The organism is Filomicrobium sp., assembly GCF_025698805.1.
GTDB lineage: Bacteria > Pseudomonadota > Alphaproteobacteria > Rhizobiales > Hyphomicrobiaceae > Filomicrobium > Filomicrobium insigne.
Map to the genome: position 1 here is coordinate 14,176 of NZ_JAILWT010000002.1, position 17,831 is coordinate 32,006.

Consider the following 17,831-nt stretch of genomic DNA (forward strand, 5'->3'; position numbering starts at 1 on the left):
TCATATTAAGAAATGTAAGCCGACCGGGCAGCAGCTTGCTCTGGCGCAAAGTTTGCTTGATCAGTTGCTATACTGAAGGCTTGCGGCGAACGCGCTTCGCGCACAACTCACGAGGTCGAGCATGGCCATTGCCGCAATACTCGCCACGATCCTCACCGCCGCTTTGACAGCGTTTAATGCCGCTGCCGCCGACCCGCTCGCCGAGTGTAATGATAGTCCGAACCCCGCAACGCAGATCCGCGGCTGCACGCAATACATAAACGAAGGCAAACCCGACAAACACAATCTCTCGATCGCTTACGTCAATCGGGCCATTGCTTACAGCATGCTAGGCAAGAATGGCGAGGCGCTGAAAGACTTTTCGTCTGCCATCGAGGTCGATCCAAACAATCCACTTGCCTACTACAACCGTGGCAACCTTTACCTCGATACAGGACATCATGATCTCGCGATTAACGACTTCACATGCGCTCTGGCAATTGATCCCATGTTCTCCCTCGCATATTACAATCGAGGTTTAGCGTACGAGCGCCTGCAAAAGCTGCATGAAGCCAAGGCGGATTTCGCGCAGGTGCTCGCTCTGGATCCCTCACACGCCGATGCCAAGGAGCACCTTGATAGGCTTCGCCTAATAAACTAGTGGTCTTCTCGGATAAGCACGAACATTTCCGCCGAGAATCAAAGCTTAGACGAGCGTGATCTCGGCTGGCGATTCGCCGCAGAGCCTCTAGCATTTTGTTGAATGACGCTGATCGGCATGCCAAAAGATTGGGCATTTGTTCATCAATGTGGCATTGCCACCGATCTAACGACCTTCCTCAACACGCATTAAGGAAACAAGATGTCCGTCGATAATCTTCTCGACCGCGCGCTCGTACGCTTGGACGAAGCCGCCAGCCACCTCAAAATCGACCCGGACGTCATCGAACTTCTGAAATACCCGCGCGAAACAACAAAGGCGCGCTTGATGATCCGTATGGATGACGGATCGCGGAAATCGTTTCTGGCGTGGCGCTGTCGCTATGACGACACTCGCGGCCCGACAAAAGGTGGGATCCGTTTCCATCCTGATGCAAACGCAGACGAAGCAGAAACTCTCGCGTTCTGGATGACATTCAAATGCGCGGTAATGAACCTGCCTTATGGCGGAGGCAAAGGCGCCGTCCAAGTTGATCCGCGCAAACTTTCGAAGGCGGAACTCGAGCGTCTTTCGCGCGCCTACATCCGGGCATTCGGCCGCATCATCGGGCCAAATAGGGATATCCCGGCCCCAGACGTCTATACCAACTCCATGATCATGGGGTGGATGGCAGATGAATACGCACACATTGTGGGCGAAGCCGTTCCCGACGTTATTACCGGAAAGCCAGTGACCCTAGGAGGCTCTCTCGGCCGCGACGACGCGACTGCGCGCGGCGGATACTATCTTATTCGTCACCTCGCCCCAGAACTGGGACTGAACGGCACCATGAGAGTCGCCGTGCAAGGTTTCGGAAATGCTGGCCAGCATATCGCCTCTCTCCTAGCTGCCGACGGCCACAAGATTGTAGCCGTTTCCGACTCTGGCGGAGCAATCAAGGCATCCGACGGGCTCAATCTGGACGTCCTTCGAGAAGCGAAGGCAGCCGGAAAATCCGTAACCGATACCGCCGGGGACTTTGGTCATGTCCGCTGCGAAGACGACGAAGTCATCGGAGCACCTTGCGATTTGCTCGTGCCCGCCGCACTCGAAGACATGATCCATGAAAAGAACGCATCAAGCGTCAACGCCCGCGTCATCCTTGAACTCGCAAACGGCCCAATAACATCCGAGGCAGACAAACTCCTCGCCGCCAAGAACGTTATCGTCCTGCCGGACATTCTCGCGAACGCAGGCGGTGTCACCGTCTCGTATTTTGAGTGGGTCCAGAACCGCCAGGGCTTCTACTGGTCGCTGGTTGAGATTCACGAACGCCTCCGGGCCATTATGGAACGCGAAGGCCGGGAAATCTGGAATGTGGCGCAGCAGAATAAATCAACGGTACGCGCTGCGGCCTACATCCAGGCTCTAAAACGTTTGGCCGAAGCTATCGAGGCCCACGGCACTCAAACCTATTTTGCAAGCTGACGATGATGAAAAGCGGGCCCAGCCCGCTTTTTTTGTCAAGCATTCACGCTCACCCTCCGCGAGCACGCTTCAACAATTGCGCCCACCATAAGAGCTGATCAAGCATCTCCTTGGCCCCGCTCTGCAGGAACTCAAAGCTCCCCAGAGACTTGCCCTCTTTCGTAACGGCCGAATAAACCGTCCACTGAATATGGACAGCGTTTCGGATCGGCACCATCTGCAGCTCGATCGAGACTAAGCGCAACTGTTCGACGGCGCGCGCACCACCCACGCCCCCATACGCAACAAATCCGACAGGCTTCTTTGCCCATTCATTGAACGCATAATCAAATGCGTTCTTCACCGCGCCAGTAGGCCCGTGATTATATTCTGCCGTGACAACAACAAAGCCATCGCACTCAGCAAGCCTCCTTTGCCATCGCAGCGCGACTTCATTTTTCGATGGTTCATATGCGGGCGAACTCGCTTCATCAAAGAACGGCATTGGATAGTCGCGCAGATCCAAAATTTCGACGTCCATATCACCGCGACCAGAGGCCATTTCTTCGATCCATTTTGCCGGATGGTCAGCAAAACGGCCCGGACGCGTACTACTGATAATGATGCCGATCCTAACCATGACCGCTGCCTCTGGGTGTGAACTGGCCTATGCTCAAACGCAGCGTTGTTTAAAATCCGCTGCCGCAAAACCAACGCAACCACATCGTCAGCGTTCCACCGATAAGAGCGGAGGTTTTAGGTCACCGCCCTGCGTCCGAGGCGCGGCCGATCGACAAGCACCTTATCAATACGGCGACCATCCATGTCGACGATCTCAAATCGCCAGCCCAAAATATCTGCGCTTTCCCCGACCGTTGGCAGGTGTCGCATGCTGGCAAGAACAAAACCGGCAACGGTCTGATAATCTCGCTTTTCAGGAAGCCGGATGTCGAGGATCTCGGCCATTTCGTCGGCAGGCATCGCTCCCGATAAAAGCCATGAACCATCTTCCCGCGCGACAGCTGCGGGTTCGCCTTCCTCCTCGCTACGGAAAACGCCCGCTATCGCCTCGAGTATGTCAGCAGGAGTCGCAAGCCCTTCGAAGTTTCCATACTCGTCGTGAATAAGGACCATCGGCACTTCGCCGTCTCGCAACGTGGCAAGTGCATCAAGTGCGCTGGTCGTCTCGGGAATGACAGGCGCTCTACGGAGCAGGGCTTTCAAATTCAACGGTTCTTGTTCGAGCATCGCCGCCAGAAGCTCTCGCGTCTGCACAACACCAATGGTCGCGTCGATAGATCCTTCACCCACCGGAAGCCTGGAATGTTTCGTTGCTAAAACGTCGGCTTTGACCTCCTCGACATCGTCCGTGATATCGATCCAGTCCACATCGGTCCGAGGCGTCATGATCCCGACGACATTTCGGTCGGCCAAACGAAGCACGCCGGAGATCATCTGCCGTTCGCCGGTTTCAAGAACGCCTGCACTTTCTGCTTCCGCGATCAATAGCTTGATCTCGTCTTCAGTCACCTGCCTTGCAGTATCCGTGTGTGCGCCAAACAAGCGAAACACAACCTGCGTAGAGGCGTCCAATACCCACACCACCGGCGCCGCAAAACGAGACAGCGCAATCATGCTAGGCGCCACAATGCAAGCGATACCTTCGGGATTGCGCAAGGCAAGGTTCTTGGGAACGAGCTCACCGATGACGATTGAAAGATAGGTGACGATGACAACCACAGCCCCAAAGCCGATCAATTCGGCAAGCCTGTGTGAGAAGCCCATCTCCAACAGATCGCGCGCGAGACTGCTCCCAAGCGTCGCGCCAGAGAAAACACCATTCAAAATGCCGATGAGCGTAATCCCGATCTGAACGGTCGAAAGAAATCGTCCAGGCTCTGAAGCGAGAGCTAACGCGCTTTTAGCCCCGCTGCGTCCCTGTTCCGCCAAAGACGCGAGGCGCGCCCGGCGGGCCGACACGACCGCCAACTCAGATAACGCAAACAAGCCATTAATCAGAATAAGCCCGACGACAACGATGATTTCAGTCACAAGCAAATTCCTGAATTAGCCGCTGGAATTTCCCTTCCAAGCTTAGGCAAAACCGGACTTGCATATGGAAATACCGGCTTTCCAACAGCACATAGCACGACATCGCATATCTGCCCGCGCAATCCCTCTCCGCTAAAGAGGCGGACCACTGCGAACGCGCGTTAGCAGACGCATTTGACACCATTCCTAAACCGCGTTACCGAACCAATAGGTTACTTAACCAAAGAGTTAAAATGAGAATGGATACCGACGAACTTAGCGCAACTTTTGCCGCGCTATCAGACCCCACCCGCCGCGCCATCCTCGCGCGCCTTGCAATGGGCGAAACCTCAGTAAGCGAACTCGCTGAACCTTTCGACATGAGCCTACCAGCCGTCTCGAAGCACCTAAAGGTTCTGGAGCGTGCCGGATTGATCGCTCGAAGCCGCAAAGCCCAATCTCGTCCCTGCCGGATTGAACCAAACGCACTCAAAGAAATCGATGAATGGCTGAATCTCTATCGAGGTTTTTGGGAACAAAGCCTCGATTGCCTCGACACCTATTTAAAAGAGTTGCAAGCAGCAGAAAAACCGCGTGACGAAGCATAGGCCCACAGGAAAACGCATCGTTAGCTTCATATGTTGCAGCCACTTCACTGGAAACAAAGATGTTGAAAAAAATCGCGATCGCCCTCGCAGCTGTCATCCTCGTGCCGATCGCGACGATCCTTCTCATCGCCATGAGCAAGCCAAACACATTTTACGTGGAGCGTTCGGCACGCATTCAGGCTACGCCGGAAAAGATCTTTCCCATGATCAATAATCTACAGCGCTTCACCACGTGGTCACCGTTCGAAATCAAAGACATGCAGCGGACGTTCAGCAGCCCCGAAAGTGGCGAAGGGGCCACTTATGATTGGGAAGGCGAAGAAGCTGGAAAAGGCCGTTTAGAAATCACTGAATCGTCTCCGCCAGACAAAGTCGTGATGAGCCTGAGCTTTGTCAGACCTTTCGAAACACGGAACGAAGTTGAATTCACATTGAAGCCTGAAGGCGACGCGACCCTCGTAACCTGGAGCATGCGCGGACCAATGGTTCTGGCCTCAAAGGTCGTTAGCGTGTTCATCGACATAAACGAGATGATTGGCAACGACTATGAAAGAGGTCTACAGAACCTGAAAAAGCTCTCTGAGACCTGACACCGGAGCATGGATCATGGCGAAAGCGGAAGATGTGCACCGGATCGCACTAGCGCTGGAAGGAACCACCGCGTCCCCCCATTTTGACCGCACGGCATTCAAGGTTTTCCGAAACTACGCAACGCTTGCCGCCGATGGGCTCACGATAAATCTCAAATTTACACCCGACGAACAGGAGCTCACCTGCTTGGTTCATCACGAAGCGTTTAGCCCAGTCCCCAACGCGTGGGGACAACAAGGCTGGACCACAGCAAACCTGGCGAGACTTTCCGAGGCAGAACTAAGCGAAGCGTTGCAAAAAGCCTGGCGGCACGCCGTGACCAAAAAACCGCGTCGATAATGGCCTGCCCCAGCCCCAGCGGAGGCCTCCGCTGCTCAAAGGACGCCATTACGGTCTTTGGTTCAAAAACGGTGCAACCTTGCCACGATGCCATCATACCGTGGCAGAGCTCTCAACAGACCGCTTTTGATACTTAGGCCGTTGGAGTAATAAATCGGACGCCCATGACTTGCCGTCTCAAGCGGCCAGAGCTGCTCCACGGGAACCGGAAGCAGTCCTCACCGTGGGCACGCTGGGGGGATATATATGTACGCGTCGGACCAGTCTAAAACGGCGAGCCAAATATGTCTGGGACGCGTCGGAAGTCTACTGCCCCTAGCCCTCTTCATACTGATCGTTATTGCGCTCTTCGTCCTTTTAGCGTCCGGCACCGCCAGGGCACAGGACGAAGCTCAGGCCGCGGCAGGCCCACCTTACAATATCGCCCTCTTTACCAGCACCCGAACTGAAGAGTGCTATAGCCGTGGCTACGTCGAAGCCATTCGCAAACTCACAGGCGAGGAACAGGCCAGGATCAACGCCTACGGCGGCATTCGCGGCCGGCCCGTCTCACTCCATTTCTTCGATGACTTCCTCGAAGAGACGAAAACCATCAGCAATATGCGCTCCGCCCTCGCACTGCCAAACCTCTTGGCGGTAATCGGTCTTTCCAGCTCGACGCGGGGTAAAGCTTTGTTCGAAGCTATGTCTCCGGAACTTCGCGCAAGTAATGTGCCGTTTCTAACCGACGTATCAGTGAACGGCATCTTCAAAGACCTGCCTAATGTGTTCTCCACTCGCCCGTCACAGGAGGAAGAACGCGCCCCCATCGTTACACACTTCCTCGCGCAAATGGGCTTTCAGCGTGTGGCCTTCGTCGTGAGAGATGACGCCGTCTATAACAAGGCCTTGGTTGATGCCGTCTCCTCCGCACTCGGTCCGGATCGAATTACGGCAGACCACCGCGTACTCCTGAAAGGCGACACACTCGATCCCAGCGATCTGGAGGCGATCGCAGAGGATCTCAAAGTCAAACAACCAGACTTGATCCTGGTCGCCGTCGGATCCGCGCAGACGGAACCGCTGATCAATAAAATCCGCGACGCGGGTGTCACGCCCGCGATTTTCATGATCGGCAGCTTGGACCGGCTGTCCAGCGCAACGCGGGATACCTACCCCAACGCGATGTATGAGCTTGCATCTGACGACCTTCCCGAGGTCTACAACGAGCGCATGCGCCGCGTCGCAACCCAAGCCGCTCCAGGTGCCTGGATTTTTGAAGGTCAGAAAAATCCCACCGCGCCGGGATGGGCTGACGGGTCCTGCAAAGAAGAGGCCGAAAGAAGTTTCCGAGATCCCTTCGAACATGCAAACCTCCGCGCCATAAACAGCGGAAGCAAGTTCGCCGACATGGTCGCGCTCGTTTCTTCGGCCGCGCGCGCGGCCGGGCCAGACGCAGACCTCCCCACCCGACATTTATCGATCGTCCGCGCATTAACGACGACGTACGCAACCGGTCGCGGCGCATATCGCGGACGCTTCCAAAATTGGTCTTTCGACCCGCAAACGCGCGTGGCTTCACGTCCGCCACTCATCCTGATTTTGCCGCAAGGCCTCGGGCGCAAACAGTTGGCCCCGGTTCAGTTCGTGCGCGTCAGAAACGGTGAATTTCGCCGGATTGAAACGTTCTACGTCGATGTAGACATGATCCGCGCACACCGCGTCGACGAAAACGAGAGGTCATTCTTCGCCGAATTCTACCTGTCGATGCACGCAACCGACACCGCATCCATAGACAAAATTGACTTCACGAATGCGTATCTCGACCCGCGTACGAACGGCCGCCAGATCACCATCGAGGAACTGCATGGCGGCGGAAGCAGCGATGCGTTCCCCGCAACGATGAAAGTCTACAAAGTCAACGGGCGTTTCCTGTTCCAGCCAGACCTCGAAACCTATCCGTTTGATACCCAGCGCTTTGCGATCGAAATCCAGCCCAAAAGCGATGATGCACAATTCATCGTCCAACCGCCGCCCCTGGATCTACGCGATCACACCGTCGCATCGGATGATTGGAACGTCGAAGACCAATATGTCGGAATTGACGAAGACTACGTTCCGATCGTGAACGCATACACGCACGAGCCCAGCGCCGTACCGTTCTACAAAGCCAGCTACGTTTGGATGATGAAGCGCGAGGTGACCGATTATTTCCTGAGGGTTGTCGTACCCTTGGCGTTCATTCTTATCGTCGCTTACGTCTCCATCTTCATTCCACAATCACACTTCGAAGCAATCATTACGATCCAGGTGACAGCTCTACTTTCCGCCGTCGCGCTGTATCTGTCGCTTCCGCAATTGGATTCAGACACAGCCACGCTTTCGGATCGCATATTCCTTTTCGATTACATGCTCGTCAGCCTGATGATCGTGATTTCAATCATGAGAATAAACAACCGGGTCGCAAGCAGACGTTGGCTTTCACGAAGTCTCGAATTCATTCACATCGGCGCAATACCCGCACTGGTAGTAGGCATCGCATACTATGTGCACACCATGACATCGGTCCCACCCGCCTAGCCTTACGAAGGTTGACGGATAAGCCTAAGAAAAAGTTCGTCGTCACAATCACCCATAAAATGGCGCAAATAGCATAGAGTTTTGCATACCACCATTCATAATAGCATAGACGGCACCTTCCGTCGTCGAAGGGAATTTTTCCCAATTCGCAACTATAGCATTAAGGCTCGCTTAACAATCGCGTCAATATATTACAACCTACGCGTGATTGAGCTTTCAGCGAACGGATCGTCCAAATGTCATTCTCAAAGTCCGGCGAGTTGCTCGCAAAACTTCAAGCTTTGGACAAATCTCAAGCGGTCATTGAGTTCGACTTGAACGGAACAATCCTGACGGCCAACGAAAATTTTCTTCACACCGTCGGATATACGCTCCAAGAAATTCAAGGAAAACACCACAGTATTTTTGTTTCCGATAAAGACCGAACGGGTGCCGAGTATAGAAATTTCTGGGAGGGCCTAAATCGCGGCAAATTCCAATCTGGAGAATTCAAACGCATCGGCAAAAGCGGAAAAGAAATCTGGATCCAGGCCACCTACAATCCGCTCCTCGACTCCAGCAAAAGACCCTACAAAATTGTGAAGTTCTGCTCCGACGTAACGGAACGCAAACTTAAGGCAGCCGACCAGGACGGCCAGATCGCCGCGATAAACAAATCCAACGCCGTCATCCATTTCAATCTGGACGGTACAATCATCACAGCCAACCCCAACTTCCTTGCAACGACCGGCTACGCCCTCGACGAAATCACAGGGCAGCATCACCGGATGTTCGTAACGGATGCCGATCGCAACAGCCCGGCTTACCGGCAATTCTGGGAAACGCTGAACCGCGGCGAGTTCCAAGGCGGCGAATACAAGCGCATCGGTAAAAACGGCAAAGAGATCTGGCTGCAGGCCACGTACAATCCAATTTTCGACCCCTCGGGCAAGCCCTACAAGGTCGTAAAATTTTGCACGGACATCTCCAAACAGGTCGCCCTCAAAGCAGCGATCAAGCAAACAATCGATGTCGACCTCGGAACGGTTACGAACGCAATTCAAGCCACCAACGTTGAGGTGGAAAGTGCGGCCACCTCGTCAAACCAAACCTCAGCCAACGTGCAGGCTGTCGCGTCCGCCGCCGAGGAACTCGTGTGCTCGGTTATGGAAATCGGCCGCCGCGTGGATGACGCTGCCAAGATCACACAAAAAGCGGTCGAGCTTGGAAGCCGCACCAATCAGATTGTCGGGGGACTCGCGGGGTCAGCTGATCGCATCGGGCAGGTTGTTAGCCTCATCAACTCCATCGCGGGGCAAACGAACCTGCTTGCATTGAATGCCACAATCGAGGCGGCCCGTGCCGGGGAAGCAGGTAAGGGCTTTGCCGTAGTCGCAAGCGAAGTCAAAGCGCTGGCCAACCAAACAGCAAAAGCGACCGCCGAAATTGAAAACCAAATTGATACCGTACAGTCCGGCACCGCCGAGGCCGTAAAGGCGATCAAAGACATCACCGACGTGATTAATTCAATCAGCGACATCTCCTCGGACATCGCAGCAGCGATCGAACAGCAAGGCGCTGTGACTCAAGAGATCTCGTCCAACATGACAACAGCGGCCGCCGGGGTTCAGATCATTACCGACAACATGGGAAAAATCCTGGAAGTCACGCGAGAAGCTAATCAGTCTGCACACAAGGTTTTGGACGCGTCGAAAGCGCTTGTTGCCTGACCCTCCCGGGGCGTTCCCAAAAACGCCTCCAACGATAATCCCCCCCACCCACCTTATGGCAGGACGGCTAGGGCCGCCCTGCCTTTTTTGGTGCGGGCGAGCATCAGCTGAATGAAATTTAAGCTCGGTACCTATCTTAGAGCGTTAACTCCTATTTAAAACCAGCCTCCTGGATGTCTCAACCTAAGCATGCTGACGAACCGCTCCATCTAATCTCAAGTCTCTCCCTCATAGGTGACAACAAGATCACCCATCAGATCGTGACAGCGCGAACGATGCAGCCTAATAAAATTTGTGGGCCGTCCACGCGGTTCAGCAATCTGACCCAAGTGCCAACCTGAATGATGTTTCCGACTTCGCAATGAGGACGACGCATGGCCACAGGAACGCGCAATCGGCTAAACCGCTCTGTCGATGCCCGTTACGACCATGTATTGGGACCTCCGGGAGCACCAATTACCCTCGTCGAGTATGGCAGCTACGCCTGCCCGCACTGCCGCGCAGCGAACGATCGCATCGCAAATGTGCGCGATGATCTCGGAGACCGTCTCCGCTACGTTTTCCGACACAAGCCAATTCCAGACAACGATCTAGCCCGTCGCGCAGCGGAATTAGTTGAGCGCACAACCGACCCAATCCGCTTCTGGGACGCGCACATGGAATTGATGTCGCGCTCCAAAACGCTGACAGAAGAAGACCTGGTCGTCGTCGCCGAGAAACTGGATCTCGAACATCAGACACCCGAAGACAGTGAACGCTCTGAACTCCGCGCGAAAAAGCGCGTCGATGCCGACATTAATAGCGCCCAGGCAAGCGGCGTTCTCTTTACACCAACATTTTTCATAAATGGTCGCCGCTACGATGGCGCCTGGGACGAAAGCTCGTTCTCCGATGCCATGTTTGGCCGGCTCGGGCACAGGGTCGCGGCCGCAGCCGTCGATTTCGTGAGCTGGGGCCCCTCAGCTGGCCTGCTGCTCCTACTCGCGACCGTGTTAGCGGTGTTTCTGACCAACTCCGAAATGGGGCCGGAATTCCTCAGCCTCTGGCAACAAAAACTCACGCTGAGTTTAGGCGGCGCAAGCTTTGGAATGTCGCTGCTTCACTGGATCAACGACGGCCTTTTGACCATCTTCTTCCTGGTTGTCGGCCTGGAAATAAAACGGGAATTCACCGTCGGACACCTCGCAGGACGCAAGTCTGCAGCCCTGCCCATAGCCGCCGCACTCGGCGGAATGATTATGCCGGCTCTAATTTATGCGCTCTTTGTCCCGTCCGGCCCGTGGGTACACGGATGGGGCGTACCCATCGCGACGGACACCGCGTTCGCCGTCGCGCTCATATTCATGATGGGGCAGCGCGTACCGATTGAACTGCGCATTTTTCTGACCGCCGCCGCCATCGTCGACGATATCGCCGCGATCGTTGTCGTCGCCGTGTTCTATTCTGGCGAACTGTCCTTCGAATATATGGCCGCCGCGGTCGTGCTGACGGGCGGTCTGGCGTTGTTAAGCTGGGCCCGTATCTACCGCGTGTTCCCCTATATGATCATCGGACTTGGCCTCTGGATCTGCGTCCTCGCAAGTGGACTACATCCAACACTGGCTGGAGTCGTACTCGCGCTGTTCATTCCGACGCGCCCACCACCTAATCTCAAGGCCCTGATGGCTCAGGCAGATTCGATCATGGCAAACGAGGCGCAACGCAATAAAGAAGCCCTGCGCCACGGCCCTTCGACAATGGCTATGCGTACATTGGAAGCCATTCACGACCGTTTGGAATCTCCGGCGGACCGTCTCTTGCGGCACGCTGGCATGCGATCCAGCTATCTGGTGCTTCCAATTTTCGCGCTAGCTAACGCAGGAGTTCCCCTGTCGATGAACGTGATCACAGGCCATGAAACGCTGATGCTGGCGATAATATCGGGCCTTGTGATCGGTAAACCCGTCGGCATGCTATCGGCCGCAGCTCTTGCCGTATGTGCCGGACTTGCAGTGAAGCCCGCAGCCTATTCCTGGCGCCAGCTTGCGGGTGCCGGTGCCCTCGCAGGCATTGGTTTCACCATGTCGCTATTCATCGCCGGCCAGGCATTTCCCGTTCAAGCCGATTTCGCAGCAGCAAAGATTGCGGTGTTCGCAGCATCTATTCTAGCCGCAACGATTGGTATGGCACTACTCATAACGGCACCAAAACCAGACATCGAAGAAGTGGATGTCAGTACTGCGGTGAAGTCGTGAACGGGAAGCCTCCGCACGCGAAAGATCAATTGCTCTTGATCCGCCGCTGTCAGGAAAAGGATCTCGGCGCGACTGCGCAGATATTCTTTGACGCGGTCCATTTCGGCACGCGCGATCATTACAACGATGCCCAACGCCAAGCCTGGGCCCCGACCGTTCCTGAGCCGTCGGGTTGGCACCAACGCCTGACATCTCAGACGACACTGGTGGCCGAACAAGAAGATCAGATCGTCGGTTTCATGTCGCTATCGCGCGAGGGATGTATTGACTTGGCCTTCGTCACTCCGGATCGCATGGGCTCAGGCATAACGAGCAAGCTGTACGAAGCCATTCTCATTGAGGCAGCGGACCACGGCCTGACAAAGCTCTGGACAGAAGCGAGTTATCTCGCCCGCAGCTTCTTCTTGCGTCAGGGCTGGCAGGTTATCGAACCGCAGACGGTGACCCGCAACGGCATCGCGCTAACAAACTTCGTCATGGAAAAGGATCTGAGATAACGGGAACTGCGAACCCGATCGGGCCCCACTATTCTGGTATGCGAGCTTCAAACGTGATGCTTCGCACGTCGCTCTTGGGCATCAAACCATGTCGGTAGTCGCCGGAAATCACGATCTCTGTGAAACCGGCCTCACGCAAAGCCAATTCAAACTCAACAATTCCCCACCAACGCAAACTGAACAGATCCAACTCAACGGAAACGAGCTGTCCACTGCGCCAGTGCTCGTAACGAAGCTGCGAAACAGTTGTCTGGCGAACGAAATCCGTTTCGGCGCGGGATTCCTGCAACGTCAAAACATCATCGCCGACTTGCCAATGCCGCACGCGGGCCCCAGGCGTTACAAAACTCGAGATGGGATCAAGATCAACGATCAGCCGTCCGCCGGGAGAGAGTGCTCTCTGAAACCGGCATAACACAGAGCGCGCAACCGTCGCCTCGGTGATCAATTGAAATGATCCAGCCGGAATAATGATGGCCTCAAATTTCCGGTCATACTCGAAGCTTTCAAAGCTCTGCACGCTTAACGAAGGCTTCAGGCCACGGGCCGCACATTCCTTGCGGCAGAAGTCCAACATATCTGCCGAGGTGTCAAAGCCAACAACATCACATCCCGACTCGATAAGAGGAATGATCGCACGCCCATTCCCGACTGCCGGTTCGAGGATCGGCCCTTCGCAACCAGCCAGCCGCTCACGATAAAACTCGATATCTCCAAAGGAATGCCCGATGGGTTTATCAACGTGATAGACCCATGCAGCGAGCGTCCTGTAACGATTACTCATGCTCGGATGTCTCAAATGATGATGGCCGGCTGTCTGCATCGCGCAGATGGTCTTCACTCACCAGGAACGGCAACGTGGTCGTCGTGCGCTGCGGGCACCTCCACATGGCGACGCCCCATCAAGCTGTAAACGGTCGGGACCACAAACAGCGTTAGGATCGTTCCCAACGTCATACCACCCACTATGACAAAACCGATCTGCTGACGGCTTTCCGCACCGGCGCCCGTGGCCATCGCTAGCGGCAACGCACCGAGCACCATGGCACCGGTCGTCATAAGGATGGGCCGTAACCGCAGCACCGCAGCCTCGATCACAGCGGAACGCCGGTCAAGTCCTGCCATCTGCCTCTGGTTAGCAAACTCAACGATCAAGATGCCGTGCTTCGTAATCAATCCCACAAGGGTGACGAGGCCAATCTGCGAGTAGACGTTGAGCGTGCCGTCACCAAGCCACAACATACCCAGCGCTCCGGTCATCGACAGCGGCACCGTCATCATGATCATAACCGGATCGCGAAAACTCTCGAACTGAGCGGACAAGACTAAATAAATGAATCCAAGAGCCAACAAGAAGACGAGCGCAAGGCTCTGGCCGGCCGAACGGAATTCACGGCTCTCACCATTCACATCCGTCTGCACATTGGCAGGCAAGATCTCACGAGCCGTTTTTTCCAGGAATGCAAGACCGTCACCGAGCGCATATCCCGGGGCAAGGTTCGCCGAAATTGTAACGGCCCGAAGCTGATTGAACCGCTTCAACTCTTTGGGAGCCACAGCCTCTTTCACGCTGACCACGTTGGAGAGTTGTATCATCTGACCTGTAGGAGACCGGAGGAAGATTGTATTGAGCGCATCGGGAGAAGATCTGTCGGACGCCGCGAGCTGCAGATAGACGTCATACTGCTCGCCGTTCATCTCGAAACGTGTCACCTCGCGTCCGCCCAACAAGGTCTCCAGGGTCCGCCCGACAACGTTCACGTCAATGCCAAGATCGTTGATTTTGGCGCGGTCCACTTCAAGCCGGAACTCAGGTGTGTTGAGCTTGAGATCGGTATCAACGCTCTCAAGACCCGGATACTTCTCGATGCGAGAGAGCATCTGATTGACGTACTCGTCAAGCTGCTCGTACGTCCCCGAAGTTTGGATGACAAACTCCACCGGCCGGGCAGATCCGCGCTGACCGAACGATCCGGGATCCTGCACAAACGCCCTCACGCCGGGGATTGCACGCACGCCAGGCGCAATCTGCTTGCTCATTTCCTGCTGCGTACGTTCCCGCTCGCTCCAATCCGACAGGCGCCCGATCGCAAGGAAGCCCGTCACCTCAGGCGTGCCATTGATCACCAACCGTGATTGGACCTCGGGCAACGTCTTGAAGATATCATCAACTTCACTGGAATAGCGGGCTGTGTATGCGAGTGTCGCACCTTCTGGCCCAAAACCGCGAACACGAATTGAACCTCGATCTTCGACCGGGGCGAGTTCGGACTTCAGCGATAAGAAGAAGACCCCGGCCATGCCCGCAACCCCGACGGCAATCAGCAGCACCAGCGGCCGCACATTGAGCGACGCCGAAAGAACCCTCCGATAACCGGCCTCAAAAGCAACAAGACCACGCTCCAACGCCGCCGAAATGCGCCCTGGCTTGGCCTCATGTCGTAGCAGTTTCGAGCACATCATCGGCGTAAGCGTCAGCGCAACAAAACCGGAAACCAGCACCGCGCCTGCGAGCGTAAGTGCGAATTCGAGGAACAGCTTGCCCGTCTTACCCGGCGCAAACGCCACGGGCGCATATACGGCTGCAAGCGTCAACGTCATCGCAACCACGGCGAAACCAATTTCCTGGGTGCCCTTGATTGCAGCCGCGACAGGCTTCATGCCACTTTCTATATGGCGGTAGATGTTTTCCAGCACGACGATTGCATCATCGACCACCAGCCCAATCGCCAACACCATAGCCAGCAACGTCAACGTATTGATACTGAACCCCAGCGCGAACATCAGCGTGAAGGTCGCAATCAACGAAATTGGAATGGTTACGATTGGGATGATCGAAGCCCGCGCCGACCTCAGGAAGAAAACGACCACCACAACAACAAGCGCGATGGCTTCGCCAATCGTCATGTAAACGGCCTTGATGGAGCGGTCGATGAACACCGCATCATCATTGCCAATGTCCGCCGTCATCCCGTTAGGCAAAGACCGATTCATTTCAGGCAACACGCCACGTACAGCTTGCGAGACATCGAGTGGATTGGCTACGGCCTGTTTGATAATACCGACCACGATGGCAGGTTCGCCATTGTAGCGCCCGTCGCGCCGCTCATCTTCAGCACCGAGCGCAATGCGGGCAACTTCGCGCATCTTGACTTGATGGCCCTCGGTCCGCTTGATCACGATGTCGCCGAACTGATCCGGCGTCACGAGCCCCGTGCGCGACAGGACGGAGAATTCCCGATCCTGACTTTCAATCCGCCCCGAAGGAAGCTCAACATTCTGCGCGCGAAGCGCGGCTTCAAGATCTTGCACCGTGAGGTCAAACGCAGCCAAACGTTCGCGATCGATCCAGATACGCATCGCATATCGTCGTTCGCCGAAAATAACGACGTCAGCCACGCCGTTGAGATTTTTCAGTCTGTCGACAATAAAACGGTCGACATAGTCAGTAATTTGCAACGCCGACATCTGCGGACTCGTGAAGACGAGGTACATGACCGAACGTGCGTCCGCCTCGACCTTCGAGATCGTCGGCTCCTCGATTTCATCCGGCAAACGTCGCCGAACGCGGCTAACACGATCGCGAACATCACTGGCCGCAACGTCTTGATCGACATCAGAACGGAACCGGACCGTGATACGGCTCGATTCAGACCGGCTTGTAGACTCCAAAACGTCGATTCCGGAAATTCCAGCAATCGAGCCTTCTAAGATCTGCGTCACCTGAGTTTCGATAATCGTCGCAGATGCGCCAGGATATGTCGTCGAAACCGAAACCACGGGCTCATCGACGTTCGGATACTCGCGAACGGTCAGTCGGCCGTAGGACACGATGCCGAGAAGGATGAGCACGAGGCTCATCACTGTCGAAAAAACCGGCCGTTGAATAAAAAACGCGAAGGTGCCCATCAGCTGCCCTGGCGAAGAGTGGTCTTAGGCTGAAGCGGGATAGATCCACGCGTCTCGACCACTTTCACTGAGGCACCGTTCTTGACCTTTTGCTGCCCCGCCGTCACGACGGTAGCTCCGCTGGCAAGCCCCTCGAGAATTTGCACCTCAGCGTTGGCGCGGTCCCCCAATTTGACTTTGGCCTCGACCACCTTGCCATCGTCGATCCGGTAGACGTAGTTCTCGCCAGCCCGCGGCACCACAGCACTTTCCGGAACCACGACCACCTGTCGCTCGATTCGTCCCTTCACGATGATTCGTACGAACAGACCAGGCCGAAGCTCACCATCACCGTTTGGAACAAGAGCACGGATCGTCAATGACCGCCCATTGACGTCAACCATTGGGTCAATCGCGTAAATCTTACCTTGGAAGCCCCTTCCAGGCAGCGCATCAACGCGAAGGTCGACCGTCTGGCCTGTACTGATTTCAGCGAGATAAATCTCCGGCAAGCTGAAGTCGACCTTAAGTTGATCGATCTTCTCAAGGTTCACCACGGTCGTCCCTGCCGTAATGAAGGCACCTGGTGACACCTGCCGTATCCCAACAATCCCATCAAACGGCGCGCGCACTGTATGTTTGTCGAGCCGGACTTTCATAAGGTCTACGGCAGCACCGGAAGTCCGCAGATTGGCCTTGGCTTCGTCCTGCGCCTTTTCAGTGACGTTACCGGTTTTAGAGAGAGCTTTCGCACGCTCGTTATTAGCCTGAGCCAAAACATAGCGTGCCTCTGCGTCCGCTAATTCGGCCTGCGCCAATGCGTCATCGAGCTTCATGAGAATGTCGCCCTGCTTGACGGCCTGTCCTTCGGCAAAGCCGACAGTAACGACCCGTCCAGCAATCTCGGGTGCAATTTTTACAGATTCATCAGATCGTAGCGTTCCGATCGCCCGCAGATCGCGCGTTCGAGATATCGTGCGAGATTGACCACTTTCGACAGTGATCGCTGAACGTATCGCACCTGTGGCAGGAGCCGCTTTGGCTTCGCTATCCTTGGTCTCAGCCTTGATCGCGGCCCAGATCTCGGGTGGGACCTTCACGATGTTCTGAGACACGGCCACATAGGCAGCTCCACCCGCAATCAGGAGCGCTGTAGACCATAGCCAGAATTTTCGCATCGACGAAGACCCTCCTCAGCGGCCAGAGGCACGGGTTCAGCCGCCAATATAACACATGCCGAAGAACGGATGCGCCAATATGTTTGGTGAACGTGGAACGTAAGCGACGCC

General features: G+C 55.4%; 14 protein-coding genes. 9 read left to right on the forward strand and 5 right to left on the reverse strand.

What is annotated here, in order from left to right; genetic code table 11:
• Window positions 1-121: 121 nt before the first annotated feature.
• On the forward strand, window positions 122-640 hold the full coding sequence (locus tag K5845_RS03820) for a tetratricopeptide repeat protein (protein WP_052743614.1): 519 nt from the start codon (window positions 122-124) through the stop codon (window positions 638-640).
• A 201-nt stretch (window positions 641-841) separates the two neighbouring features.
• A complete protein-coding gene (locus tag K5845_RS03825) occupies window positions 842-2,107 on the forward strand; it encodes a Glu/Leu/Phe/Val family dehydrogenase (protein WP_046476096.1) in 1,266 nt (421 codons plus the stop codon).
• Between the two features lie 49 nt (window positions 2,108-2,156).
• Here the strand turns inward: K5845_RS03825 and K5845_RS03830 are convergent, their stop codons facing one another.
• Window positions 2,157-2,726 (reverse strand): NADPH-dependent FMN reductase, encoded by a 570-nt coding sequence (locus K5845_RS03830; RefSeq protein WP_287958429.1) that lies wholly within the window; start codon window positions 2,724-2,726, stop codon window positions 2,157-2,159.
• Window positions 2,727-2,842: 116 nt separating this feature from the next.
• Window positions 2,843-4,138 carry a hemolysin family protein gene (locus K5845_RS03835; RefSeq protein ID WP_287958430.1) on the reverse strand — a complete coding sequence of 432 codons (1,296 nt, stop codon included), beginning with the start codon at window positions 4,136-4,138 and terminating at the stop codon, window positions 2,843-2,845.
• A gap of 239 nt (window positions 4,139-4,377) precedes the next feature.
• On the opposite strand from K5845_RS03835, the gene K5845_RS03840 reads away from it, so the two are divergent.
• The 7 genes from K5845_RS03840 to K5845_RS03870 all read left to right on the forward strand — a co-directional run bounded on the left by K5845_RS03840 (window position 4,378) and on the right by K5845_RS03870 (window position 12,654).
• A complete protein-coding gene (locus tag K5845_RS03840) occupies window positions 4,378-4,725 on the forward strand; it encodes an ArsR/SmtB family transcription factor (protein WP_046476084.1) in 348 nt (115 codons plus the stop codon).
• A 59-nt stretch (window positions 4,726-4,784) separates the two neighbouring features.
• A complete protein-coding gene (locus K5845_RS03845; RefSeq protein WP_287958431.1) occupies window positions 4,785-5,315 on the forward strand; it encodes an SRPBCC family protein in 531 nt (176 codons plus the stop codon).
• A gap of 16 nt (window positions 5,316-5,331) precedes the next feature.
• Window positions 5,332-5,655: an MmcQ/YjbR family DNA-binding protein gene (locus K5845_RS03850; protein WP_046476077.1), complete on the forward strand. Its 324-nt coding sequence runs from the start codon at window positions 5,332-5,334 to the stop codon at window positions 5,653-5,655.
• 246 nt (window positions 5,656-5,901) lie between these two features.
• Window positions 5,902-8,214, forward strand: coding sequence for an ABC transporter substrate-binding protein (locus K5845_RS03855; protein WP_287958432.1), 2,313 nt, complete (start codon window positions 5,902-5,904; stop codon window positions 8,212-8,214).
• Between the two features lie 236 nt (window positions 8,215-8,450).
• On the forward strand, window positions 8,451-9,923 hold the full coding sequence (locus K5845_RS03860; protein WP_046476069.1) for a methyl-accepting chemotaxis protein: 1,473 nt from the start codon (window positions 8,451-8,453) through the stop codon (window positions 9,921-9,923).
• A gap of 374 nt (window positions 9,924-10,297) precedes the next feature.
• Window positions 10,298-12,157, forward strand: a complete 1,860-nt coding sequence (gene nhaA, locus K5845_RS03865; protein WP_287958433.1) for a Na+/H+ antiporter NhaA — start codon at window positions 10,298-10,300, stop codon at window positions 12,155-12,157.
• A complete protein-coding gene (locus tag K5845_RS03870; protein WP_287958434.1) occupies window positions 12,154-12,654 on the forward strand; it encodes a GNAT family N-acetyltransferase in 501 nt (166 codons plus the stop codon). Before nhaA ends, K5845_RS03870 begins: the two co-directional genes overlap by 4 nt.
• 28 nt (window positions 12,655-12,682) lie before the next feature.
• Here K5845_RS03870 and K5845_RS03875 read toward each other — a convergent pair whose 3' ends face one another.
• The 3 genes from K5845_RS03875 to K5845_RS03885 are packed head-to-tail and all read right to left on the reverse strand — an operon-like array spanning window position 12,683 to window position 17,720.
• On the reverse strand, window positions 12,683-13,438 hold the full coding sequence (locus K5845_RS03875) for a class I SAM-dependent methyltransferase (RefSeq protein WP_287958435.1): 756 nt from the start codon (window positions 13,436-13,438) through the stop codon (window positions 12,683-12,685).
• Between the two features lie 53 nt (window positions 13,439-13,491).
• The gene (locus tag K5845_RS03880; RefSeq protein ID WP_287958436.1) at window positions 13,492-16,563 is read right to left on the reverse strand and encodes an efflux RND transporter permease subunit; all 3,072 of its coding nucleotides are present in this window, start codon (window positions 16,561-16,563) and stop codon (window positions 13,492-13,494) included.
• Complete coding sequence (locus K5845_RS03885; protein WP_052743611.1) at window positions 16,563-17,720, reverse strand: efflux RND transporter periplasmic adaptor subunit; 1,158 nt, start codon at window positions 17,718-17,720, stop codon at window positions 16,563-16,565. Before K5845_RS03885 ends, K5845_RS03880 begins: the two co-directional genes overlap by 1 nt.
• Window positions 17,721-17,831: the final 111 nt, after the last annotated feature.